The sequence below is a fragment of the Runella sp. MFBS21 genome (assembly GCF_029433105.1).
In the GTDB taxonomy this organism is placed as follows: domain Bacteria; phylum Bacteroidota; class Bacteroidia; order Cytophagales; family Spirosomataceae; genus Runella.
In genome coordinates this window covers 288,828-314,010 of the sequence record NZ_JARNTW010000003.1, presented here as the reverse complement: position 1 = coordinate 314,010, position 25,183 = coordinate 288,828, and the positions used below count along the sequence as shown (strand labels likewise).

At 40.9% G+C, this 25,183-nt stretch carries 18 protein-coding genes; 11 read left to right on the top strand and 7 right to left on the bottom strand.

Annotated elements, in window-relative coordinates:
- Window positions 1-3: 3 nt before the first annotated feature.
- The 4 genes from P1X15_RS08735 to P1X15_RS08720 all read right to left on the bottom strand — a co-directional run bounded on the left by P1X15_RS08735 (window position 4) and on the right by P1X15_RS08720 (window position 10,127).
- A complete protein-coding gene (locus P1X15_RS08735) occupies window positions 4-3,453 on the bottom strand; it encodes a VCBS repeat-containing protein (protein ID WP_277337765.1) in 3,450 nt (1,149 codons plus the stop codon).
- A 17-nt stretch (window positions 3,454-3,470) separates the two neighbouring features.
- On the bottom strand, window positions 3,471-4,793 hold the full coding sequence (locus tag P1X15_RS08730; RefSeq protein WP_277337764.1) for a cytochrome c: 1,323 nt from the start codon (window positions 4,791-4,793) through the stop codon (window positions 3,471-3,473).
- Between the two features lie 247 nt (window positions 4,794-5,040).
- Window positions 5,041-6,735: a SusD/RagB family nutrient-binding outer membrane lipoprotein gene (locus P1X15_RS08725; RefSeq protein WP_277337763.1), complete on the bottom strand. Its 1,695-nt coding sequence runs from the start codon at window positions 6,733-6,735 to the stop codon at window positions 5,041-5,043.
- A 53-nt stretch (window positions 6,736-6,788) separates the two neighbouring features.
- Entirely contained in the window at window positions 6,789-10,127 is a 3,339-nt protein-coding gene (locus P1X15_RS08720) for a SusC/RagA family TonB-linked outer membrane protein (protein ID WP_277337762.1), read from the bottom strand.
- Between the two features lie 236 nt (window positions 10,128-10,363).
- Here P1X15_RS08720 and P1X15_RS08715 point away from each other — a divergent pair, with 236 nt between their 5' ends.
- On the top strand, window positions 10,364-11,593 hold the full coding sequence (locus P1X15_RS08715; protein ID WP_277337761.1) for an ROK family transcriptional regulator: 1,230 nt from the start codon (window positions 10,364-10,366) through the stop codon (window positions 11,591-11,593).
- Between the two features lie 80 nt (window positions 11,594-11,673).
- Here the strand turns inward: P1X15_RS08715 and P1X15_RS08710 are convergent, their stop codons facing one another.
- Both P1X15_RS08710 and pdhA read right to left on the bottom strand, forming a co-directional pair.
- On the bottom strand, window positions 11,674-12,405 hold the full coding sequence (locus P1X15_RS08710; protein WP_277337760.1) for an ABC transporter permease: 732 nt from the start codon (window positions 12,403-12,405) through the stop codon (window positions 11,674-11,676).
- Window positions 12,406-12,482: 77 nt separating this feature from the next.
- Window positions 12,483-13,502 (bottom strand): pyruvate dehydrogenase (acetyl-transferring) E1 component subunit alpha, encoded by a 1,020-nt coding sequence (pdhA, locus tag P1X15_RS08705; protein ID WP_277337759.1) that lies wholly within the window; start codon window positions 13,500-13,502, stop codon window positions 12,483-12,485.
- Between the two features lie 128 nt (window positions 13,503-13,630).
- Between pdhA and recF the strand changes: the two genes are divergently transcribed.
- The 7 genes from recF (at window position 13,631) to P1X15_RS08670 (ending at window position 20,822) form a co-directional block, all read left to right on the top strand.
- Window positions 13,631-14,731 carry a DNA replication/repair protein RecF gene (gene recF, locus P1X15_RS08700; RefSeq protein ID WP_277337758.1) on the top strand — a complete coding sequence of 367 codons (1,101 nt, stop codon included), beginning with the start codon at window positions 13,631-13,633 and terminating at the stop codon, window positions 14,729-14,731.
- Between the two features lie 127 nt (window positions 14,732-14,858).
- Window positions 14,859-15,779, top strand: coding sequence for an RNA polymerase sigma factor (locus tag P1X15_RS08695; RefSeq protein ID WP_277337757.1), 921 nt, complete (start codon window positions 14,859-14,861; stop codon window positions 15,777-15,779).
- On the top strand, window positions 15,776-16,423 hold the full coding sequence (locus tag P1X15_RS08690; RefSeq protein ID WP_277337756.1) for a hypothetical protein: 648 nt from the start codon (window positions 15,776-15,778) through the stop codon (window positions 16,421-16,423). The genes P1X15_RS08695 and P1X15_RS08690 overlap by 4 nt, the downstream gene beginning before the upstream one ends.
- Window positions 16,416-17,846: a hypothetical protein gene (locus P1X15_RS08685; protein WP_277337755.1), complete on the top strand. Its 1,431-nt coding sequence runs from the start codon at window positions 16,416-16,418 to the stop codon at window positions 17,844-17,846. Before P1X15_RS08690 ends, P1X15_RS08685 begins: the two co-directional genes overlap by 8 nt.
- A 7-nt stretch (window positions 17,847-17,853) precedes the next feature.
- Entirely contained in the window at window positions 17,854-19,299 is a 1,446-nt protein-coding gene (locus P1X15_RS08680; protein WP_277337754.1) for a hypothetical protein, read from the top strand.
- 66 nt (window positions 19,300-19,365) lie between these two features.
- Complete coding sequence (locus tag P1X15_RS08675) at window positions 19,366-20,031, top strand: hypothetical protein (protein ID WP_277337753.1); 666 nt, start codon at window positions 19,366-19,368, stop codon at window positions 20,029-20,031.
- A gap of 32 nt (window positions 20,032-20,063) precedes the next feature.
- Window positions 20,064-20,822, top strand: coding sequence for a response regulator transcription factor (locus P1X15_RS08670; protein WP_277337752.1), 759 nt, complete (start codon window positions 20,064-20,066; stop codon window positions 20,820-20,822).
- On the opposite strand, the gene P1X15_RS08665 is transcribed toward P1X15_RS08670, so the two are convergent.
- The gene (locus P1X15_RS08665; protein WP_277337751.1) at window positions 20,816-22,681 is read right to left on the bottom strand and encodes a 7TM diverse intracellular signaling domain-containing protein; all 1,866 of its coding nucleotides are present in this window, start codon (window positions 22,679-22,681) and stop codon (window positions 20,816-20,818) included. The genes P1X15_RS08670 and P1X15_RS08665 overlap by 7 nt on opposite strands.
- A gap of 309 nt (window positions 22,682-22,990) precedes the next feature.
- Between P1X15_RS08665 and P1X15_RS08660 the strand changes: the two genes are divergently transcribed.
- The 3 genes from P1X15_RS08660 to P1X15_RS08650 all read left to right on the top strand — a co-directional run bounded on the left by P1X15_RS08660 (window position 22,991) and on the right by P1X15_RS08650 (window position 24,625).
- Window positions 22,991-23,584 (top strand): hypothetical protein, encoded by a 594-nt coding sequence (locus tag P1X15_RS08660; RefSeq protein WP_277337750.1) that lies wholly within the window; start codon window positions 22,991-22,993, stop codon window positions 23,582-23,584.
- Between the two features lie 261 nt (window positions 23,585-23,845).
- Window positions 23,846-24,139, top strand: coding sequence for a hypothetical protein (locus P1X15_RS08655; RefSeq protein ID WP_277337749.1), 294 nt, complete (start codon window positions 23,846-23,848; stop codon window positions 24,137-24,139).
- Between the two features lie 54 nt (window positions 24,140-24,193).
- Window positions 24,194-24,625: a hypothetical protein gene (locus P1X15_RS08650; protein ID WP_277337748.1), complete on the top strand. Its 432-nt coding sequence runs from the start codon at window positions 24,194-24,196 to the stop codon at window positions 24,623-24,625.
- Window positions 24,626-25,183 lie beyond the last annotated feature (558 nt).

Sequence of the window (25,183 nt, the reverse complement as noted above, 5' to 3'; positions counted from 1 at the left end):
ATATTACTTAATTTCAAAAATCTTTAGCTTGTCATTATTTTGACCAATTATTAGCCTTTGCGAACCCTTTGCTGTTTTGATAAAAGTGGCATAGCGAGTATCTCCGTTGGCCCAAAGGCCACTTTGAGCAGGAAGTAGAGGCCTAAAATCTCCTTTATCGTTGCCTTTCATCAGAAGTCCAAAACTAGCATCACATGGACCCATTTGTACGCGATATGGGTGAAAATTGCCAATGAATAACAAATCTTTATGATTGTCGTGGTCAAAATCTTCGTATAAAATACTGCTAATCCGTGAAAATTGTGCTTCGATGGGAAAGGCTTTGAAGGTAAACTTCCCTTTTTCATTGATAAAAATGCCCGATGACAATTGCCTACATTTTACGGTGTTGGCAGAAGAGAGTTGCTTGGTAGAATAAATATCTTCTATCGTAGCATTGGCATAAAGGTGATAACGGTTGAATTTTTTGCGTAGTGGCGTAACTTGATCCAGCAACTCGTCGCGGGAGGCGGCAGGATAGCTTTTGCCTTGGATAAAATAACTCCAAATAGGATCAATGACACCATCGTCGTTGATGTCGGCAGCAACGATACTCATGGGTTCTTTGTTTGATGCCTTAAACTGATTGTTGAGTCCTGCATTGCCAGCTACAATGTCTATGTCGCCATCGTTGTCAATGTCAGTCGCCAACAAGGAAGCCCACATTCCTTCGGTATTGGCTAGACCACTATTAGAGGAGATGTCGGTAAGTTTGCCATTTTTATTTTGAAAAATACAAACGGGCATCCAATCTCCTGCGATTATCAACTCTGGATATTTGTCATTGTTGAGGTCACTCCAAATGGCACTTTGCACCATTCCAATGAGGCGTAGCGAAGGGGCGATTTGGTCCGTAATATCCGTAAATACAGGAGCATTGCTGCCTTTTTTGGTATCATTTCTTAATAAAAAACTAACCGAAGGTAAAGGGAAAAAACCTGCTTTTCCGCGTCCTCCCACAAAAAGGTCCAGGTCGCCGTCTTGGTCAAAATCTGCGGCTGCCACTGCCATTTTGCTATCGTTCATGACTGGAATGGCCGCACTCGTCCGCTGAAAATTCCCTTTGCCGTCGTTGAGATAGAGGCGATCTTGGTACTCAGGAGAGCCAGATTCGTATTCGTTGCCACCACTCACTACGTATAGGTCGAGGTCTTGGTCGCCGTCTGCGTCAAAAAACAAGGCATTTACATCTTCACTTGCCGCGTCGGGTTTCCAAGCTTGTTGCGGACTACGTTGAAAATTTCCGTCGGGACGCTGTAGCCACAGCTCGCCCATTCGTTCTACTGCCCCTCCCAAGAAAATATCTTCCAAGCCGTCGCCATTTACATCTCCTTTGGCCAAGGCAGGTCCCAAACGCGAAAGTTGGTAAGGAATAAGCACTTCTACTTTAAAATCAATAAAGTCGTTTTCAATATGTTTGAAAGGAAGTACATGGTCCGCATTTAGTTCTGTAAAAAGACCTTCGTTAGTTGAAATCGTCAAGGCAGAAGTTTCGGTGGCGGATTGTTGAGTTATTTCAATGGATTGATTAGCAGGTACATTTTGCAAAAAAGAGCCTTTGCCATTGGGCCAATAGACGGTTATTGATTTAGCCACTGAATGAGTGCCTAGCCCAAAACAAAGTAAAGGTTCTACCGAACCTTGGTAGCCTCTTACGGGGTACATTTCTTGGTATTGTTTGCCCTCAGAAGTTTCTATGATGACTTTTGTGCCCAAGGCCATCGTGTTACGTTCTGCTCCTTTAAGCTTGATTTTTAGGAAATTGTTTTTTTGTTGTTGGGTTTCGTTTTGATTTTGGTAAATAGAAACCGCTTCATTTTGATTACAAACCACTAAATCCAAATCGCCGTCTCCGTCAAAATCAGCGTAAGCTGCTGCCGTCGAAACCGACGGATTAGTGATGCCCCACTCTTGGTTTTTTGGGGAGAATGTTAAGTCACGATTGTTCCGAAATACATAATTGACGAGACGATTGGAAGGCATTTTTTTGACCAAATCGTAGGTCTGAAAATCGAGAATACCCCGAGATGCATAGTTGAGTTTGGCTTCGGCAACGGTATATTTCATAAAATCCATGTCCGTAAAATCGCGCAAATAGCCATTGGATACAAACAAATCTTTCCAACCGTCGTTGTCAAAATCGGCCAATAGACCTGCCCAACTCCAGTCGGTATTAGAAATGCCGGCTAATTGGCCTATTTCTGAAAATGCAGGAGCGCTTTTTGCCGGGTTTTCATCTACTTCTTTGGCTCTATTCCCAAGGTTCAGTTGGAGCATATTGCGCATATTTTGATGATAATAGCCGCTGTCTATTAGGAGTTTGTATTGGTCATATTCATCAGGCCCTTTGAGCATTTTCTGGCGTTGATTGTCTTCAGGAAGCATATCAAGCGTGAGTACGTCGGGGAGTAGGTCGTTGTTGTAATCGGCAATATCGACCCCCATCGAAAATTTGGAAATGTGTGCCATACTGCTTCTTAACGACTCTTTGAAGGTGCCATTTTTTTGATTAAGATAAAGGCAGTCTTGCTCGGTATAATCGCTGGTAGAGTAAATATCGGGCCACCCGTCGTGATTGACATCCGAGACTACTACCCCAAGGCCAAAATTGAGGGGATTGTTGATAATACCCGCTTTCAAAGTCACATCCACAAACTTACCGTCTTCATTTTTTAGCAAACGATTACCAAAACGCATGTCAGGAGTAGAGCGAGTAGTACGGGTATTGAGCAGAGGGTTGTAAGTATGATTGGAATGATTGAGTACAAACACATCCAAATCACCGTCAAGGTCATAATCTAAAAAAGCAGCTTGGGTACTTTGTGTCCCAGGCAAGTCTAGCCCAAACTCACGTGCACTTTCTTTGAATACAGGTACACCATTTTGTAAACCTTGATTGATAAAAAGCTCGTTGACGAGTTTTTCGGCAGGGAATTTACCCGAATGACAAACATAGATGTCGAGCAATCCATCACCATTGATATCCACGACACATACGCCTGTGCCCCAAGTACCATTGCCTCCTACGCCCGCAGCTACTGTAATATCTTCAAATTGGAGGTTTTTGCGGTTGAGATAAAGCTTATGAGAAACGGTATTGCCCGAAAAAAACAAATCAGGTAAGCCATCATTATCAAAATCTCCTACTCCGACCCCATTACCATTGTAAAGATATTCATACCTGAAAATGTGGAGAGAGTCATTTTCTGTAATGGTATTGATGAAATTAACGCCTGTGTGAGTAGGAGAGAGGAGTTTAAAAAGTGGCACTGAATTTTGAGGCTGCTGCTTAGGAGCATCAACTGGAGCCGGTAAAAATTTCCAATCAGACGATGAGTCGGAAGGTAGAAGTCTAAGGGAAAGCAAGAAAACTATTCCAACAGAGCTGAGTAAATATCGATTGAATCCAGTCATAATTGCCAGTAAAATGTTTATTCCCAAGTTTTGTTTTCATCCCCCTCTTCATAAGGCACATATACCAGAAGCAACGTAAGCATTTCTTGGTCGCTTCGCATATCGCCATTTGAAAGCACAAGCTTTGGCGGCTTAAAAGGATTAGCGGGGTTTTCGGCGGTATTGTCGTAGGTGCCGTCTATATGGATGACTGTGCCACGTTTGAGAATGACGGGTTGTTGATAACGGTAAAGTTCTTGCCATCTAAAATCCCAATTGGGAATATGTACAAGCGGAATGGTATCTCTTGAAAGATTCATGGCGTAGGCTTTAAATTCGGCTCCGATTTGGTGCATGTGAGGCCAAATGTAAAGCAGTGAAATATCTTCATTGCGATTGGTCACTTGAAGATGATGCGTAGATTTGTCGTTGGCAAAAATCATAAGGGGTGGGTCAATATCTTTTTGTCCGATGCCTCCCGAGCCCAAACTAATCACTTTGACGGTGCGTTTGATAGGCTCAGTTTTGAAGAAGAAATTGACGCCGTTAAAACTTTCTGCGTCTTTGCCCGATGGACCGAAATGAATCGTAAGCAAAATTACACCGCGACGAGGCATTTTCCAGCCTACTCCCGCTGAATACGATTCATAAAAAGACCCTGGAATCCAGCCGCCATAGTACACCATTTTCTTTTTGTAGGGGAGCCATTGGTCGTAAGTATATTTTTCGTCAGTGCCAAGGTTTATTTGAGAGACTGTATTATGAAGGTCTATGGTAGGGTCTTCCACCGGGTGGACGGCGTAGTTGGCATGGTGAATGATTTTTTTGTTGTTTGATACAAACTCCACTGCTTCTACATTGGCTTCGGCGGGTAACTCAAAAGGAATCTTAAATACCATAAATCGCTCCTCCCCGTCACCTTTTTGGAGGTAAGCTTTATCCATTTTGAGGGTCAAATCAGGCTTACGGTGATAAGCTGTACCAGCATCCGTACGATCGAGGAGCTTTTTCTCTGCATCAAGGTTGATTTTTCCTTTAGGCATGTCAGTGTCAATCCACGATATAACCGCCTGTATCTGAGCGTCACTCAATTGTCTTTTGTTGGCAAAATGAGTGTATTGATCATTGGCACGCCAAGGGGGCATATAGCCGGATGTGATTACTTTTTTGATGAAGTCCGAACGTTTGCTGATGTCTTCATAAGTAATCAGGTTGAAAGGTGCCGCTTCTCCAGGACGGTGACAACCCGCGCAATTGGCATGAAAGATAGGTTGGATATCTTGGTAAAAAGTGATTTTTTGAGCAAAAGAAGATAAGCTAGAAAGACCTATTAGTAAGACTTTATAAAAAGAACTGTACATGTTTGACTCCCAAAATCGCATAGTAAAAGTAGTTTTTGTACTTACAAAAATACGATAACTCACTACAATGATTAATTTGAAAATAGAATAATATTAGAAATACAAAAGGCGCTAGTAATGATAGAATAGATTTTCTGTGGAGATTTTTATGTATAATAGCTAAAAGTAAATTGAAAGAAAAAAATTCCGAGATAAAGCTATCTCGGAATTTCGACTACTTACCAAAGTTCAACTCTAACGTTTAAGATTATTGTTGATCCCACCATACGCGGCCAGTAGCATCTTGAGGGTCACGGCCCCATCCTGTGATGGCTGCCATGGCATCATAAGCGCTTTTCTTGTTGGTATAGTTAGGGTCTGTTGTGTTCAATAAGCCAAGTGGTGCGCGGCGTGGGAGGCCCAATACAGCCCCATTTGAGCGCATATCAGGCAAAGCCAAAACCGAAGTCGAGTTGGGGAAGCCTGTTCTTTTCCAGACAGCCCAGCCTTCATTTACTTTATTGAAGTAATTGATATAAGCTTGGCTAGCGATTTGTTCGATGGCTTTTGCCGAATTGAAAGCTACTTCTGGGCGAGCCAAGTAAGCATCGATTTCACCGGCTGTAAGAGCAGTATAGTTTTCGATCTTACTTCCTTTGGCTACTTCATCAAACCAAGTAATAGAAGATCTTACTCCGGCTTCGTACCAATCTTTAGCAGATTCGGTGGTGATAGTGCGAGCAGCCAACTCTGCACGCATGAAACAAAAATCAGCGTAAGTAATCACAGGCAAATAAGAAAGACCATCTCCTACACCATTGCCGCTGTTGAAAGCAGGTTGGAATAAGCGAGGTTGAATGTTTGAAAGGGTATCAACCGATACTTGCTGACCTGATACCGTAACAGTACGAGGTGTGTAGAACGCGCGGCGATTGACGGCTGTTTGCGCTTCGTCAGGGCTAGTGAAACTTCCTACATAGCGACGAGCGTTTTCTTTCGTCCCAGCCGGCAATTGACCAGCGGCAATCAAAGCATCAATGTTTGTTTGCGAATAGCGGTTAGGCGTAAAGAATGCATCCAAACGTGGGTCTTTGGTATTCCACATGAAGTCAACCAAAGGCTTAGAAGCTCTAAAACCATCAGGGTTCCAGTTTCCACCGCTAGTAAAATCAAAACGACCTACAAATACCCATCCGTCAGCGTTTGAAGTCATCAAGTCGGCAGGAGTAGCCAATACTTCTTGAGCGATAGTACGCGCCTTCGCAGCATCACGTTTGATGAGGCGAGTTGCAATTTTCAAACGGAGTGCATTGGCCGCTTTAACCCATTTGGTAGCACTTCCTGCATAATACTGATCGTAAGCAGCAGGGTTGATTTGAGCTACTGATTGGGTAGTTTTGAGGACAGTAACAGCCTCTTTCAAATCAGCATCCAACTTGTTGAAAAGCTCTTGTTGGGTGTCATATTTAGGAGTGAGGGTTCCACCATAGCGAGCAAGGAATGCATCTGAATAAGGAATGCTACCATAGATATCACTCACATAGAAAGCATAATAAGAACGTAAAACACGCGCCATACGAATCATATGCACATATTTAGGTTGCTCGGCTTCTGGAAGACGCTCTACAAGTTTCTCTAAGTCATAAAGTACATTTCCAACACCGTTATAGAAACGACCATAGCGCTGAGAGAAGTTATCGACGTTGGAAGTAAAAGCTAGTTCATTACCGTTGGTACCCGTATTGTACTGCATCCAAGGCATGATACGGCGATAAGTATCATAATAAGCCTCAAAGTCTTGAGAATGCAAGCTAATCGTTGCGTTGAGCAATTGATTTTCTGGCGGTACAGTTGAGAGTGCATCGGGATCTTTGTTGATGTCTACAAAGCTTTGCTTATCGCAAGAGGTACTTACAAATCCCGCTACCAACAAACCAAGGATTGTTTTATATGACCATTTCATAATTATCTGTCTTTAAAAAATGTTTTGAAAAATCAGCAACTAAAGGCTGAGAATTAGAAACCTGCGTTAAGTGTTACACCAATGTTACGAGAGAACGGCAAGCCACCGTATTCAGCAAATTCACCTGGGCGGTTAGATTTCAAACCTTCAGGGTTGATACCATCAGGTGCAGTGCGGTACAAATAACCTAAGTTACGACCTACTACGCTTACACGAAGTGATTGGAACTTGATTTTGTTAACGAATTTTGCAGGTACATCATAACCAACTGAGATTTCACGCATTGATACCCAAGAGTTTTCGAAAGTAGAGTATTCGCGAATACCTGACGACCACTGTGTAAGGTTTTCGTAGTAGTTACGAGCGGGGATAGGGGTAACATAGCCTTTTTGTACTGCTTCTGCGTAGCTCATACCACCTAAGTCAATGGTTTGGCCATCCTTAGTTACCTTGAAACCATCAGCTAGTACACCTTCTGGAATGATACCGTCATCACGACGTACACCTTGAGCATCCGTAAATTCTACACCACCTAGTTCTTTGTTACGGCCAAACAAGCTACGTGCAAAGTTTCCAGACTGTGAACCGTATTGGTGCGTAGCTGAAGCCATCATACCACCGATTTTTGAGTCAACTTGGAGCGTTAAATTGAAATTTTTGTAAGAAACATTGTTAACGTTGCTCAACAACATTTTTTCCATGATACTACCGATTTCTTTTTCACCTTGACCATAAGCACCACTACGCATAAAACCAAGATAACCTCCCGAGCCGCCACTTACTGACCCAATTACGCGTTGTCCATTGCTTGGGTGAGATACAGGGTTTCCGCTAGCATCTTTTCTTTGATAGGTCGCAAAAGCATAAGATGTAACGATAGTTCCGTAATCCTTACCTACGCGAGCCACGGAGGCCATATCCGCACCAAAAGCTAGGTCTAATTGATAGTTACTAACACCTTCAGTTAGTTCAAGGATTTTGTTGCGGTTACGAGTAATGTTCAATGAAGTATTCCAACGCACATCTTTAGATTTGATAGGAGTAGCAGTAATCATCAACTCAATCCCTTTGTTTTGGATTTTACCAGCATTGATGATACGGCTGCTTACACCTGCTTCTGAAGTTACAGGGATACTCAAGATTTCGTTGGTAGTAAGTTTGTTATATACCGTGAAATCGATGCCAATTCGGTTGTTGAAGAAACGAGCATCAAATCCTAGTTCCCATTCACGTGCTAGACGGTTGCGTAGCGCATAGTTAGGAAGAGTATTGTCGCGGAATCCTGAGCGTTGCACTGATCCTGTAGGGAAGTTGTAAACACCAATTGGATTATAAATACCAGTACGGTTAAGAGACCATGGATCAGTATCAGCACCAGTATAGCCAAGGCTAGCACGAAGCTTACCAAAGCTCAACCAAGTAGGCAAGTTTTTGAGACTTTCAGTCACGATATAAGAAAGACCTACCGAAGGATAGTAGTATGAATAATCCCCGCTACCGTCAGCATAAGTCAAGGTAGATGAGAAGTCCATACGATTACTGAAGTTGAAAGTCAAGTAATCTTTGAAAGTCAAGTCTCCATACAAGTATACCGCATCCGTACGTTTAGCTGCAATAGGGCTAGTGGCAATTTCGACGCGAGTACGGGCGTTGGCAAGCGAGTAAATTTCTGGCAAGCGAAGTCCGCCTTCTGTCCAAGTGCGATAGTTACGACCACCTAGTAGACGGTTGGTTTCAGCACCAGCAGCAACGTTAAATTGGAAATTGTCTCCAATATTACGGTTAGCGCTCAACACCGCTTGCAAGCGATATTGTGAGTCGTCTTGGGTACGTGTTTGATAAAAATCGTTACCAGAAAAACGAGGGCCGTCTCCACGGTTTTTGGTTTCTGCTTTGATCAATTGGTTTTGTACGTTTCCACGTACCAAAAGATTTAACCAAGGAGCAAGGTTGGCATTAAGGTCGATGTTGGTACGGAATACTTTCTCGTTTTGAAGCTCATCTCTTTCAAATGTTTCCCAGAAGAAAGAAGTAATGTTGTATGGGTCATTGACCCCTTGGCGACGACCACCCGCAGTTGGATCAACGTAGTTGTTAGCCCAATAATTGATATCGAAGCTACGAGGACGTCCAAATACAAGACGGAATACAGGGTTGAAGTTACCTCCTTGACGAGCAGGGTTCGTTAGATTGTTGTCAGTATAGTCAACGGTTGCATCCAACGTGAAGATTTTACCAATCTTTTGAGTGGCTCTCAAATTGAAGTTGTTACGACTTAGCTCTGTTCCAGAAGGCATGATAGTGCTGTTGTCGAGGCGAGAATAAGCCGCCCGGAAAGTAGTAGTTTCGGTACCACCTTCAATGGCCACGTTGTGGTTGGTGTATTTACCAGTTTGGAAGAAATCAAGCGGATTGTTGGCAACGTATGGTACCATGCGTCCGTCCAAATCACGCACCATTTGTCCTTGCATACGAGGGCCATAAGAGTAGCTCCATGCACCACCTACGCGATCGATTTCGTCAACTCCGTCAGCGCCTTTGGGGAATGTAGGATTGATACCAGCTCCAAATTGGTTTTGAAGGTCTAAGAAACGATATGCTTTTTCAAAAGAAGAAGTATGGTTGTAAGTAACACCAAGTCCTTTTTGAACACGTCCTTTTTTAGTTTGGATTACGATTACACCATTCAAAGCTTCCGAACCATAAAGCGCACTTGCACCAGAACCTTTTAAAACGGTCATCGATTCGATGTTGTCAGAGTTGATGTTTTTCATGATGTTACCCATATCTTGGGCAGCACCCCATGAGTCAGCACCAGAAGTACCAGGACGAATCAACACCCCGTCAATCACGAAAAGAGGCTGAGTATTACCGCCTAAAGAGGCGTTACCACGGATACGAATACGTGAAGAAGACATAGGACCACCAGTACCTTGGTCGATGTGTACCCCAGCTACTTTACCTTGAAGTGAGTTGACGACGTTGGCGTTGTTGGCACGGATAAGGTCTTGGCCTTTCACTTCTTGCACTGCATATGCAAGTTTGCGTGTTTCTTGTTTTACCCCAAAGCCAGTTACGACTACTTCGTTAAGTGTTTTTGTGTCTTCATCAAGTACTATTGTCAAAGAGGTACTATTGCCTATCTCTTTTTCTTGTTTCAAAAAGCCTACATAGGAAAAAATCAAGGTGGCATTGGTACCAACATTGATTCTAAAGTTGCCATACTGATCTGTGATGGCGCCATTGCGAGAGCCTTTTTCAATAACACTTACGCCCGGAATTGGCTCGCTCTTAGCATCGCGTACAGTACCTGTAACGGTACGGTTGCTCTGCGAAAAGGCTGATATACAGCCAATCAAAAGCAACATGCACACAAGTAGCGTTTTTTTCATAAATGATGGATTGTTTATAAGGATTAGTAAAAAAAAATAGGAAAAAATAGTTGATGAAACGAATTTTTGGGAAACTTGTACAATTATTTTACAATAATAAATAGATTATGAATGTTGGACAAGAAATTTAATAAAAAAATATTTTTAAAATAGATTCATTTGTAAAAAAAATTAATATTACATTTATGAATCCAACCATAAGTATTTATTTGGCATATTAATCTTATAGAAGTATTATGTTTGATTCCACTACATCGTCTGAGGCCGATATTTTCCCTAAAACGTCAGTAGTTGATTATAAAAAAAGTCAACATCGACGTCGTATTCTCACTGAGCTTTATCGTTCAGGTACATGTTCTATCGCCGAAATGGCGCGGGTAATCCATAGTAGTGTGCCTTCGGTCACGAGTATCGTGGAAGAAATGGTCGAAGAAAAGTGGATTGTACCCGTAGGAACGGGCGTTACCAAACAAGGGCGTAAGCCGGTATTGTTTAGCCTAAGTACGGAGCGCTTTTATATAGTCGTATTAGATGTAAGTACGCACGACACCAAAGTGCTGATTATGAATCTCAAAAATGAGGTAGTACTTAGGCACGATTTTAATCTAAAACTTGAAGATTCTCCGCAGTTTCTCAATCATCTAATCGGCGTCACAGAACAGGTATTGAAAGAGTCTGGAATCCAGTATAGTGATTTTATGGCAATGGGTGTAGCCGTAGCGGGACTTGTGGATACTCGTAAAGGGTTTAACTTTACCTATCGTAGCCTCAATCAAAGTGAGAATTCTTTTGGAACGATGCTTGAGAGGCATTTCAAATTTCCAGTGTATGTGATCAATGATACCAAAGCTACTACGTTGGGTGAGCACCGTTTTGGACTAGCGCAAGGCAAAGACCACGTATTGGCTATTTATATTGATTGGGGGGTAGGCTTGGGAGTAATTCTTAATGGAGAAGTGTTTCAGGGAGCGTCGGGTTTTGCGGGAGAGCTAGGGCATATTCAAGTAGTACCCAATGGGGAGCTATGCCATTGTGGCAAGGTGGGCTGTTTGGACACCATTACTTCTGCGGCTTCTCTCATAAGACGTATCAAAAAAGGACTAGGTGAAGGACGAATCTCTAGGTTGTCGGTGATTGAGACGGACAAAATCGACGCTGAAACTATCATTGACGCTGCTTGGCAGGGTGATTCGTTTGCAATAGATATTCTTCATGAAATCGGAATGGAGCTGGGCAAAGGACTCTCGATTGCGATTCATCTCTTCAATCCTGAAATTATCATTGTAGATGGAATTGTGGCCAAAGCGGGGGCGTTTATTACAAACCCCATCGAGCAGGCTATCAATAAATATTGTCTTACAGACTTTAGAAACAACCTTAGCGTCGTAATATCGCAGCTAGGTCAAGAAGCCAAATGGCTTGGTACTCAGGCTTATGTGGTAGAAAAAGTAATTGATTTCTCTTAAATTAAAACTTTCGCATCCCAGATGTGAGATATAGCAAGATAGGCGGCTTTGACAGAGCTGCCTTTTTATTTTGGTAGGAGCTAAAGCAACATAAGTTGAGCCAATAGATAATCCGCGATCAGCACTGCTATGCAGCTATTAGTAACAGCCGCAGTAGAAGCTTGTCCTACTTCTAAGGCTCCGCCTCTTGTAAAGTACCCTTTGAAAGAAGAGATAGAAGTAATCAGAAATGCAAATACAACCGATTTGATAAGGGCAAAAGGAATGTTGAATGTGCGGAAATCGTACCGTAGTCCAGTGACGTAATCTTCGGGAGAGATGACATTGGTAGCCACTCCCGCTAAATACCCGCCTAAAATAGAAAGAAAGCCTGATAAAATAACGAGCATTGGAAAAGTCACTATCGCGGCTACTATTTTGGGAAGTACCAGATACGAAACCGAATTGATCCCCATTACTTCGAGTGCGTCGATTTGCTCTGTAATACGCATGGTGCCAAGTCCACCAGCGATGTGGGAGCCTACTTTACCTGACAATACTACGCACGTAATCGTAGGAGCAAATTCTAAAATGCTACTGTCACGTACAATGAGCGAAATAATGTAGTTAGGAACAAAAGGGCTAACGAGGTTGTCGGCGGTTTGTACGCAAGTCACTGCTCCGAGAAAGGTGGCAACAATCGAGACAATAAAAACGGAATTGATACCGATTTCAATGCACTCTTCTAGTACTAACTTTACGTAAACTTTAAACTTTTCACGGTTACGGAAAAGGTTACCTAAAAAAATAAAATAACTTCCTAACGTTTTCATAGCAAAAAAATTTAGACGATAAGCGCTGCCTCTTGGATGAAGCTTCACTTATCGCCTAACATATCAAGTGCATGTAATTAATCCTTGATGAAAGGATAATCTTCTTGTAAATATATATCTGTATAAATCTCAGAAGCATCAGGCCAAGGAGATTCTTCGGCAAACTTCACGGATTCTTCTACTTGTTGTTTCACCTTTGCGTCGATAGCCGCGATTTCTTCTTCCGTGGCAATACCATTGGCGAGGATTTTCTCCTTGATAGTCTCAATAGGGTCACGTCTTTTGTATTCTTCTACCTCTTCTTTGGTACGGTATTTTTGGGGGTCAGACATTGAGTGACCTCTATAGCGGTAGGTTTTGAATTCTAAAAACGTAGGGCCTTCTCCGTTGCGGGCGCGTTCGGCGGCGCGACTTACTGCTTCATGTACGGCTTCTACGTCCATACCATCTACAGGCTCAGAGGGCATATCGTAAGCTTCGCCTATGGTGTAGAGGTCAGTCACATTAGAAGTACGAGTCACGGAAGTACCCATGGCGTATCCATTGTTTTCAACCACAAAAATGACCGGTAGTTTCCAAGTCATGGCCATATTGAAGGCCTCGTGCAAGGCGCCTTGGCGTACAGCTCCGTCGCCAAAAAGACAAATACAGAGGTTTTTGGTTTTGTTGTACTTCTCTGCAAATGCAATTCCAGCACCCAATGGAATCTGGGCTCCCACAATACCGTGGCCTCCTACAAAATTTCTTTCTTTGTCGAAGATGTGCATGGAGCCTCCTTTGCCTTTGGTCGTACCTGTCGCTTTTCCATAGAGCTCAGCCATGATTGCCTTGGGGTCAGTGCCCAATGCCAACGGAATTCCGTGGTCGCGGTAAGCCGTAATCCATTTATCATCTTTGGTAAGGGCAGTGACGCCTCCCGACGAACAAGCCTCTTGGCCAATATAAAGGTGACAAAATCCGCGTATTTTTTGTTGACCGTAGAGTTGACCTGCTTTTTCTTCAAATTTACGTTGAAGGAGCATAGACTCATACCAGTACATATATCTTTCTTTGGGGTGAGTAGTTTTGGCTGGTGCCGCTTTGGTTTTGGTTGCCATAGTGTTAAATTCGATTTGTGACGTTGGGCTTCGGAGAAGGGGCATTCATTCTTTCTCTCGTAATTGACCCTTATCCAAAGTCTAATGTTTTTATCTTTGCCCCGCGAAAATAAGCATAAAACCAATCAATGCCACAGCTATACCTAGAAAAACTCCAATTGTCGTTTTTTAAGAACTATGAAGAGGGGACTTTTGAGTTTTCTCCGCGTCTCAATTGCTTCGTAGGGGAAAACGGTAGCGGAAAGACCAATTTATTAGATGCGATTTATTGGTTAGGACTTACCAAAAGCGCTTTTCAGGTACAGGATGTGTTGAGTATTCAGCACCATGCCGATTTTTTGATGGTAGATGGTATTTTTAGGAAAGGACCTAAAACAATTCAGATTACCTGTAGCTTACAGCGTGGGCAGCGAAAAGTAATACTTTCAGACAAAAAGCCCTATGAGCGTATCAGTGATCATATAGGGGAGTTCCCTATCGTATTAGTAGCTCCAAACGACACTGATCTCGTTAGAGAAGGAAGCGAAGAGCGCCGCCGTTTTTTTGATGGGGTGTTGTCGCAATTGGATCATTTTTATTTACAAGATTTATTACAGTATAACAAAACCCTTGCGCAGCGAAATAGCATTCTTAAACTTTTTGCGGAGCGACAGCAATTTGACGATGTATTGTTGGATACCTATGATGAAGCACTTGTGGGCCTTGCCAATCGTATTTATGAACGTCGTCAGCGGTTTTTGGTGGAGTTTGAGCCGCTAGTGCAGCGATACTATGCGTTTTTGGGGGAGAGCCGCGAAACTATTACAATCAAATATGAATCGGAAGTCGAAGATCTAAGTTTTCGAGAAAAATTCCGGCAACATCGGCAGCGAGATTTGCAGCTACAGCGTACCCTGATGGGCATTCATAAAGACGATTTTTTGTTTGAAATGGATGAGGTAGCTCTGCGAAAGTTTGGCTCTCAAGGGCAGCAAAAGTCATTTGTATTGGCCTTGAAATTGGCTCAATTCGACTGTATTGCGGCCGAAAAAGAGATGAAGCCTTTACTCTTGCTTGATGATATTTTTGACAAATTGGATGACCGACGTATTCAGAAGCTCATTCAACTGATAGAAGAAAATACCTTTGGACAAGTTTTTTTGACCGATGCTCGCCCTGAGCGGACGGAGCAATTATTGAAAGATTTGAAAGGAGGAGCTAAGTTTTTCAGGATAGATTTCATTCGATAAGAAAATGTTTATTTTTCCCAAAAGAGGAAAACTAAAATGTAGATTTTTTGCCGTAATTCTTCTATTATTGCTAATGACTCCTCATTTATGAAAAACACACCTCGACTCTATGGAAGAATCCGATTTGTTGGCAATCAATAAAGGATATAAGGCAGAACTAAGAATAAAAAAACAGGTTGTGGAGGAGTGTCTAAAATTTGAGTATCCTCCTAGAGAAGACCTGAAAGTTGAATTGGCTAAAAGTACAGCGATTTCCTTTGTTTGGATGGCTCGAACGCGTACACCTTCAAATCCAAAATATCAAATTGAGTCTTTGTACAAAGATCATTACTTCCTTTTACATCTTAAAGATGAATCTATCAGATTAACGGCGCGCACTTACGACTACCAAGGGCTGTGGCAACGACTCAAGTCATTGATATTAAAAATCAATCCAAAATGGAACCCTGACGAAGCTGACGATACAGTGGGAGATGCTTTAAAAGTATTGGTGACAAAGGTCAAATCAAAAAATGATTTTAGTTTATATAGCTCCTTGCCCAGCTACCTGGGCGCTATTTGTATGAATCTTTGCTTTGCTCATTATCGAGAAGAGAAAAAAAAGACCAATCCCTTAAAAACTTTACCCAAAGAGTATGCGCCTGCTGCGGTTACGGAGGAGCAGTTGATAATGCTCGCCGAGGTGAATCAAGTAGTAGCGGCTGACTTTTTAGGCTTAGATGAAGGATGCAAAAAGCTATTGCTGAGTCATTATGGCTGGGATCAAGAAAAAGTAGCCACTCTCAAAGATGCCTCAAACGATGAGTTGAAAACGAATGCTCAGACGCTTATTCAAGTTTCAAGTAAGGATGAGAAACCTAAAACACTTGTTCAATTGACTAACGGAAAGGAGAAAGAAACAACCATACGGCAACGAAAAAATCGTTGCTTGACCGCACTATCGCTAAAGAGTATTCCGACAGTGGTTGAAATATTAAACAACTATGATCAAGGAATAGAAATTAAAAAAATGTTGGAGCAACGACTACGGGATAAAATCGCGAAATGAACGAAAATGATGTAAATGCTTGGCAACGCTACCTCAGCGGAACTTCTTCGGAAGAAGAGAAAAAAACTATTGAGAGCAGACTGGAAGCGGAGCCTTTGTATAAAGATCAATTGCTAGCATTTATGTTAGTACAGGATTCATTGGCAGTTTTGGGGCATGAGGCGGCTATTGAGGCAGAGCTAGACCAAAAAAGGAAAGCTTATCGTGAAGAAGAACTTCATTATGAGCGACGTAAAGAGGAGCATACACCTTTTGAGGCCGTGTTTGAGAAAATAACGAAGCGCAACTTATGGACTGTGCTGGGCGGGGTCGCTTGTGTATTGGTGATTGTGGTCTCTACTTTGTGGTGGCCTAATGAGCCTACGATAGCTCGGATTAAGGTGCAACAAGAAGGAATATCTTTTTATGAGAAAGATTCTCTGACGCTCGCTTTTTATAAGCGAAATGGACTTTTTGGGAACTCCAAGCCCGAATACCAATGGCAAGGAGATACATTAAAATTATATGCATTGGAACCAACTGCCGGCTGGGAAATAAGGGCCATAGAAGAGAAAAATACGTATCTGTTATATTCTAAAAATGTGAAGTATAAAATCAAAGAAGGACAACTTACACCTACTCAACTTTTACCATACCATGATTAAGATACTGTGGCTTTGTCTTGTTGGACTGTTAGTTAATTTGTCGTGTGTCTATGCCCAACTTTGCGGGTGTGACGAAGTCCTAAGAAATGCTAAATCAAGATTTAGCGAGGAGTATAGTTTGGAAGATGCTAAAAACGTAATTAAATCATATACTAGTCTATTTGATAATACCCCTATTATCTATCCTGATTCTCTCCCTTGTCATGGGGTGATTTATGCGCAAATGTGTCGCGATGAGAAAAGGTACATTTTTTATAAACCTGCGTTTATGACAAAGGTTAAAGCAGGGAAGATAGATGGTAGTGAAGAGTTCTTGATTTGTCATGAAATAGCTCACCATGCGATAGGGCATACCTATGAGAAATACACACTAGGCAATAATGCAGAAATCAATAAAGCGTTGGGTGAATCTATAAAAAGATATAAGATTGTTTTGAAATTTAGCAGTGGTAAACACGAAACAGTACAACTTAATCGCTTTAAAATCCACGAGTTCGAAGCGGATGCTTTGGCAGTTTGGATGGTTTATAAAAGGATGAATAAAAAGCCTAATGCAGATGCGATTTTCAATAACATAATTAAAGCCATAGAAACTCAAATGAAAGTATCGATAAATCAATATAGTAATGAAAGTGGCGATTACCCAAGTTTTCTTTTACGAAAGCTAGTTGTGAAAGAGGTAATCAAAAACTTTTATCAATTCTCTGATGATAAGTTTAAGGCAGTTTCTGTTAACAAAAACGTTCGACAAGATTTACAAAAAACGGTTGTGGATTATTATTCCTTTTATATTACGACGGCATCAGATTCAGTAAAAAGACATTTTACAGAGACCGAGCAGGTGCTTTGGAAAGAATTCAATAGAGCAATCTACGTAGAGCCGGTAGTTGGCTGGCAAGTACAAATGCCTCAATTTCGGAGAAATGGTATTGGTATCCCAGCTTCCATAGCTCAAGGAATTACGGCTGGCGTGCGTCTAGGCATTGGGCAATGGGAAAGAAAAGGTCGTATAGAAACAGATATACTTTGGAGTACCAATCATTTTAAGACATTAGACAAAATAGATAATACTACCCGAGATATTGAGGAGTTTCGTATCCAACAAATACAAATTCAGCCTCGATATGTTGTGGGCAACTTTAAATCAAAAGGTGAGTATCGCTCTTCTGGTATGCAGCTTGGGATAGGCCCTTCGTTGCAGATACCTTTTGGCTTCAAATATAAAACTAACGTAACAAGCTCTCCTCAACAACCCACCTTGAAACCCTCTGTTGGTGGTGCAGTAGGAGCCGGGTATTGGGTGGGACGTTATCGTATATGGGGGAGTTATTGTTATCAACCATTACGATTTAAAGAATCGAAACCACAAGATATTGATGCGGTTCAACACGGTCTTAGGATAGATGTTTCATTTCGTTTCTGACAAAACTATGAATCTACGTATTTATCTCTTGATTTGGATATGTTTGGGATTGGTGGGATGTGAGCTGGGTTTTATGGAGAGTAGCCAGAAACCTCTTTACCTTGGTGTCAACGATAACGTGACTTCTATTCGCCGCTTTGGCACGTGTAGCATCTTGTATAAGATGACAGATTTTACTAGTAATATTGACCAGCAATCTCAACTTACAGCTCTTAGGAATGCTGCTGGCCTGTGGAACAAAACACATGGGTATTTGGAATTGAAAGAGGTCGTCAATCAAGTTCCCGCTATCACGGTTACATTTACAGATTCTCCCATTTTTCCTAGTATTGAATCAGACAAAGGACTGATTTCCCAAAACTTGGATGCACTTAGCGTAATTCGACGTGACCCTGCTAATAATGGTTGTACTATTTTGTTGCGTCGATCATTTCCTTGGACTACATCTGTTTTGCAAAGAGTGCTGGTGTATCAAATAGGCGTAGCACTGGGTTTTAAGGATAGTGAAGACCTGCAATCGGCGATGTCGCTCTCTAACCAATATGAACAGATTAGGTTGAGTGAATCGGATAGTATTGCCCTAACTACTCTCTACAATCAGCCATGTGATGAATGGACAAAGCTAGAAACTAGAATTCTCCCCTCCGCTTCTGAACTAATAAGAGTCAAAACCTATTTCGATAACCATACAAAAGGGTACTGCATCGTAGATATGTTGAGTGGACGAAACAAAGTGTTTGAGTTTGACCCTTCGTTAGCGACTAATAACTGGGCCGAACGGACAGCCTTTCCAGGTTTGGTGACTACTTCTACCAATTTGGCGCTGGTTTCGTTTACGGTTGGTACTCGAATGTTTGCGGGTAATTTGTATAGCACCCAAATAGGTAAATTTTGGGAGTACATCCCTGCTGTTGGTAATGGAACAGATAGTTGGAAACCCATAGCCGATTGTCCCCTCATAGGGGCAGATACATATGCGGTGGGGTTGGGCAATAAAGGGTATCTCATATCAAAACTAAACAGAGATGATGCTTGGAGTGTATGGACATATGACCCTACCACCAACAAATGGGCACAAGAATCGACGCTTGCACTTACCAATTCAGGGATACTAACGCGAATATCTGATTCAGTGTCATTTTCGATTGGCAAGTCCGCTTATATTATAACACAGAATACTTGTTGGCGTTTTCGTCCTGAGATAGCTTCTGCTCCTTGGCAAAAAATCACTCCTCTAGGGGCAAATGGTAGTTTTAGTGGATTCTCAAGTCGAGGATATGGGTTTTTGGCCCGAGGTTTTTCAACCCAACTTTGGCGGTTTAGTGAGGCAGATAGTTGGCAGTTATGCAAGTCCCTCCCTGAGAGTAGAGGTGCTCCCTACTTGCTATTTTCGATACAAAAGCGAGTATTCTTTTTTTGGAATACCGAGCTTTCTTATCGTTACAATCCGTGACCTGATTTGAAAATGTAACGTTTTTGTGCTGCTGCATGAAAGGACGAACCAAAATGGATTTGTCCCATGCAACAAGCACAACAACCCCCCGTTTTTGCGGCAATACTTGCCCGCATTTTATTTCCAAACAACAGCCTTGTTCGATTTGTTCGTCTTCGTACACCCGACGAATTACGATGGTACCAGCATCAGTATTTTTCTCAGAGTGGTAGCCAGCCTTCTTTGGAATATTTGTTTCAGGCACGAGTTTACGTAGCCGTGTATCAAGGGCAAATTATTGGAGGCTTTGTCATCAATGCAGATGCCCCTTTGCGCTATTTAGAGCCGTTTAGTGAGGTACATTTGAAGGGTTTTGAAGAAAAGTTTGGATTTCGTGAGTCAGATACGGCAGAGATTAGCTGCATCTGGCTCGAACCTACCAAAAAGAAAGCGAGTGCTCGGTTACAAGTATATGCGGCCTCGTTGTGGATGGCGCTATGGGCTGGCAAAAAAAATGTGTTAGGAGGAGCTAAGTACGAATCTATCATTAATCTGTATCGTCAAGTGCTTGACATTGACATTTTTGCTGGCACTGTCACTGACCAATCAGGAGAGGTATTTACTTCTTTTTTGTGTTATCAAACGCGTTGGAATGTAGTGCGTAACACTTTTCGATGGATATACCGAGAGATGACTGGAAAAGCCATCAAAACCAAAGAAAAAAAGCACGAACTTTTGCTAAAAAAACAATAACTTCAAGCTTTCTTCCCACTTAGAAAAACTTTATGGAAACTCTACTGAAAACACATGTTCAAACTCAACGTGCGGTGTCGCCTGAAGGGCTCGCGCACAACTTTGGCATTACCCGAGGTGATTCCTCATTGCATCCTACTACCCCCAATCGTCCTATTCAAACTTTAGTAGTCGATGATCACGCAGCGATTGTAAATATTCTTAAACTGGCGTTTACGAGTGAGCCTACCTTCCAAGTGGTAGGTGGGGTACAGAGTGTAAATGAGGCACTTAAAATGCTTTCTTCTACTGACTTGCTGATTACCGATTTGCAATTTGGACATGCCACAAGTGGTATTGACTTAATCAGAGAAGCTAAAGAAATCAACCCCAAAATATTGATTGTGGTTTATTCGGGACTTGATTCTGCCGATATTATCCGTGAAGTTGTCAATTTAGGTGTGAATGCTTATATATTAAAGCCATATGACGAAGCTGAAGTAGTGAAAGCATCTCAGGCGGTTTTGGAAGGAAAAATTTATTATAGTCCTGAGCTCACGCCTATATTGGCAAAAAACAAAGAAATGGCCCATAAATCTGAGAAATTGAAACTATTGACTGAGCGAGAAATCGACGTTATGGTTTGTTTGGCCGAAGATTTGACAACCAAAGCAATTGCGAGTAAATTGAATATTGCAGCTCCTACGGTAGCGGTGCATCGCCAGAGTGCTATACGTAAGCTAGAGGTAAATGGAGTGATAGGGCTTATTCATTATTGCTATGAATTTGGCCTTCTCAAACCTGGTCAATGAGGAAGGGTGATTTCAACTTTGAGGCCAATCTCTTCGCTCGTCCGAACTGCCAACGTCCCTCCTAAACGAGTGATGTGGTCGTACATTTTGGGAAAGGATGTAGAGGAGCTGACATGCTCTTTTAGTCCTATTCCGTTGTCGATAGCTATGATACTACTCGAATAATCGGTAATACGAATACGGATACTTGCTTCCGAAGCTTCAGAGTGCTTGAGGATATTATTGATTAGTTCGAGACAAAGCTGATAAATTTCTAAGGCGTGTTTATTGCCTAATAATGTTTCGCTTCCAGAAACAGACAAATAAAAAACAGTCTGTTTCTGGATTCTATTGAAACGTTCGATGAGCTGAGTCAAGGCCCCAAAAAGTCCTTCTTTTTCAAGAATTTTGGGCGAGTATCCATACGACAATTCTCGGATTTGGTTGTAAGTTTCTTGAACTAAATCCATGCTTTCAACGAGCCATTTTTGTTCTATATTACCTTGCAATTCCCCTTGAAGCGTTTTGAGGGTGGAGCGCAGAGCCAGCAAAGTATTACCTAGGCGATTATGGAGGTCATTTGATACCCGTTGCATTTCTTCTTTTTTCCCTTTTAGTTCTGCTTCTTCAATCGCTTGATGTCGATTTTGTTGTTCGAGTTGGGCTTGCTCTTCAACGGCTTGTCGCTTAGCTCGCTCAGCTCGGACGGTATAGGCGACGCCAAGCGATAACAACAAAATTTCGATTAAAGACCCAATATTGATAGCATAACGAGTAAGTAAACTTTCATACACCCTAAAAAACCCAGCTCGTTGGGCACTTTGCACCATAGTACCTATATAAATAGAAGCAATCGCTAGTAAATAAAACCAAGCTGTTTTGTTTCCTTGCCAAACCGAACGGATAGCTGTCGTAAGTACGACTAAGCCAACTACCAATGCCTGGAGGCTCATTAGTTGATTTTGGCCAGCACTGTTATAAAAAAAGGTGGTCAAACCTAACAATAGACAAAACGCTTGGGTGGCACGAATAATGGTACGAAGACGGGGGTTAGTCTCAGAGACTTGGGTAGCATAATTGTAAAAATCTAGGAACAACAACAACGAAATGGTGCTGAAAATATAAGCAGCATAAGTTGTAAAAAAGATAGAATCATACCAAAGGTAGCGAGGCCCTAACCCAAAACCCCGCGCTAGTTCAAAGCCTAAATAAGTAAGCAGATAAGCGGAGAGCTTGGCGAAACCTTTCTCTTTGGTCACCAATGCCAACACCAAATGGTAGAGTAGCACTACCAGCAATATACCTATATATCCTCCCCAAATGAAGCTCACGGTTTGATTGGCATTAAAAAAGGCATCGTTTTGCCAAATAGCCAGTGGAAAAAGTGCTTGCCCTGAATAAGGCTGAAATCGCATATATACGCGTTTGGTCTCTTTTGGGCGAATGGATAGGTCAAAAATGTACCCAAAATAATCAAATTGTCGGCCCTTTTTTCCTAAATAATCTCCTGCTTTAGTATGTAAAATAGGTGTATTGGTATCTAGTATGTACAAGTCTACAAAAGCCATGTTTCCAAAACCCACTTCAAGGAGCCATCGATATGGATGAGTGGTTGTGTCGTAATTGGTGACATCGAACCTCGCCCAATAAGCTGACTGTGAGAATCCAAAATTGGGAACAGAAGAATTGTTTTTTACAAATTTCCCTAAGCTATCGGCCTTTATTATCTCCTTCAGTGACATTCCTTCTTTTGTCGACTCTCTCAAAAACCAAGTTTGGCTACCAATCACCTGCCGTTGGGAGGAAGAATGGAGGGTAATTTGGGCATAGAGATTATTTCCTAAAGCGAAGATTAAGAGTACAATAAGGTGTTTTTTCATTTTGGATGTTACAAAACCCAAAAGTAATGATTTGGTCGGGAATCATATATCATAATTTTTATAATAAAATTTATGATATACATCTAATAATACTTATTAGACGAATAATAAAAACTATGATGGCGTAGTAAATGGATATTTAAGACCTTTGTGAAGTCAAATAAGAAGACGTTAGAAAGTGAAATAAGAAATTTGCTTGTAACAAGCAATAATGTTTAAATCATGACAAATGGAGAGCGAAAACCATTTAAAAAAACGAAACAAATTTAAAAAGCCTTATAAATGGATAAATTTAAAACAACTAAAAAAATGAAAAAAAACTTCTTAACAGCGATTCTAGTATTGTTTTCTTTAACTTTTTGTTTTTCACAAGATATTATTACAAAAAAAACGAGTGAAGATATTCAGGCTAAAGTAACTGAAATAACAACAACTGAAATAAAATACAAAAAATTTGATAATTTAAACGGTCCAGTATTCACAATATTGAAGTCAGATGTATTGATGATCCGCTACCAAAATGGCTCTAAAGATATTTTTACAGAATCTCAAAAGGCAAACACCAGTACCAATATGGATAATAATGCTTCAATCGATATGAGAATAAAAGGAAGAGAGGATGCAATCACCAATTACAAGGGAAAAAATTCAGGTGCTGGCTGGACTGGCGCGACAACGATTCTATTTAGCCCTTTAGTTGGTTTAATTCCGGCAGTAGCTTGTTCATCATCAGAACCTTCTGATAATAATTTGAATTATCAAAGTTCACAGTTGATGAAAAGCCATGAATACAATCAAGCTTATAGACAACAGGCTCATAAGATTAAAAAGAAAAAAATATGGACTAGATATGGTATTAGCTCAGGACTTTGGTTGGTTTTGATTTTGGCCATTGGTGCATAAAAATAGAGAAATTTGATTTTATACTGACCCTTACCCAAAAGTGATGATTTTGGGCTTAAATCAAAATTGGTATTTCTATTGATATTCTTCTTTAGTTGATAATATGACTGTTTTGAATCATCATTTTTGGGTTTGTATTTTATCAAATATAGATTTTGTCTTCTTAAATGGGGTTAAAAACAATTTTGGAATACGAGATGATACTAGAAAACACAATAATAATAAAAATGAAAAGAATAATTTTTGGAACTTTTATAGGGTGTGACATTGACATCATTGCTTGCTCTGAAAGCTGCTAGTTATGAACCTAGAAGTTCAACAGCAGAAGTTGGCCAAATTCAAGGGTATTATATTTTTGTAAACTCTAAACCAGTAAAAGAATACAAATATATTGGCACAGTAAAGTCCTCTATGACATGGGGTAGCGGGCAGTTTCAAGATGTTCGTGACAAACTTATAAGGAAAGCAAAAAAAGAATATCCTGATGGTGATGGTCTTATTTTTAATTTTTATGATGGGAGAACAGATAAATGCAATGTAATAAAAATAAAATAAATGAATAAGCCGAATCCATTTTATAAAGTAGGCATCATATTAATCTCCCCCATTATGAAAAGAAACTTATTACTCTTAATGACGATTGTAGTAGCAGTCAATTTGTTGTTTTCTTCGTGCCAAAAGAAAAAAGGCTGTACAGACCCAAATGCATTGAATAGAGATCTTGTAGCTGAAGTAAATGACGGAAGCTGTAAATATTCAAATGCTACTTTTTATGCAAGTGCAGGCTTTTTTAATGGTATTCCTATCGTTAAAATTGATGTAACTGTTAACGGACGTGATATTGGAACTATTTCTGCGATATATTCATCTGCTCCAGGGAATTGTTCGGCACAAGGAACAGTCGCGTATCAATTTTTAGATGGTAACAAAATTGACTGGAACACGACTGTATATCTCGCCTCGGGAGCAACAGTTTCTGGATCGGGACAAGTGTCTCCCTCTAGCGTTTCTGACTGTATCAAAGTTAATGTGACAAGGTAAGAAAAACTTCAGTATCACAAAAACTACAACCCGTTTGTGGTTTTTGTGGTAGATTATATCGGATATTTTTAGAATCAAACGAGTTTATTTTAAAATTAACCCTCATTCCGATGAAACGCTTTCATGTTTATACGATTTTCTATGCCCTTCCGATACTTTTCCTTTTTTAGCTGTGCAAGTTCAGAAAAGCTCACTTCAAAAGGATGGCAGCTTTATAGAAATGGAGATTATTCAAAAGCAGAGTCTAAATTTATAAAAGCACTTAACAAACAAACTCTAATCAGTACATTGGAAGGAATGGTATTTGTTAAGTATAAATACAGAGATGCTGAAAATTATATTAAAAAAGTATATGATAGAAGTAAACAAGCTTATCGATGTATAACTATGGTTGTTTTACAAATTTGAATGGAAATTTGGTGAATGCCATGAAGCTGTTATATGAATTAGGAAATCAAAGAGATTTTGAAACTTATCGACAACTTGCATATAACTCTAATGAGTTATCCTCTTTTTCAAAATGAAATTATTAGCAGCTTGGTAGAATTGTCAGCATTT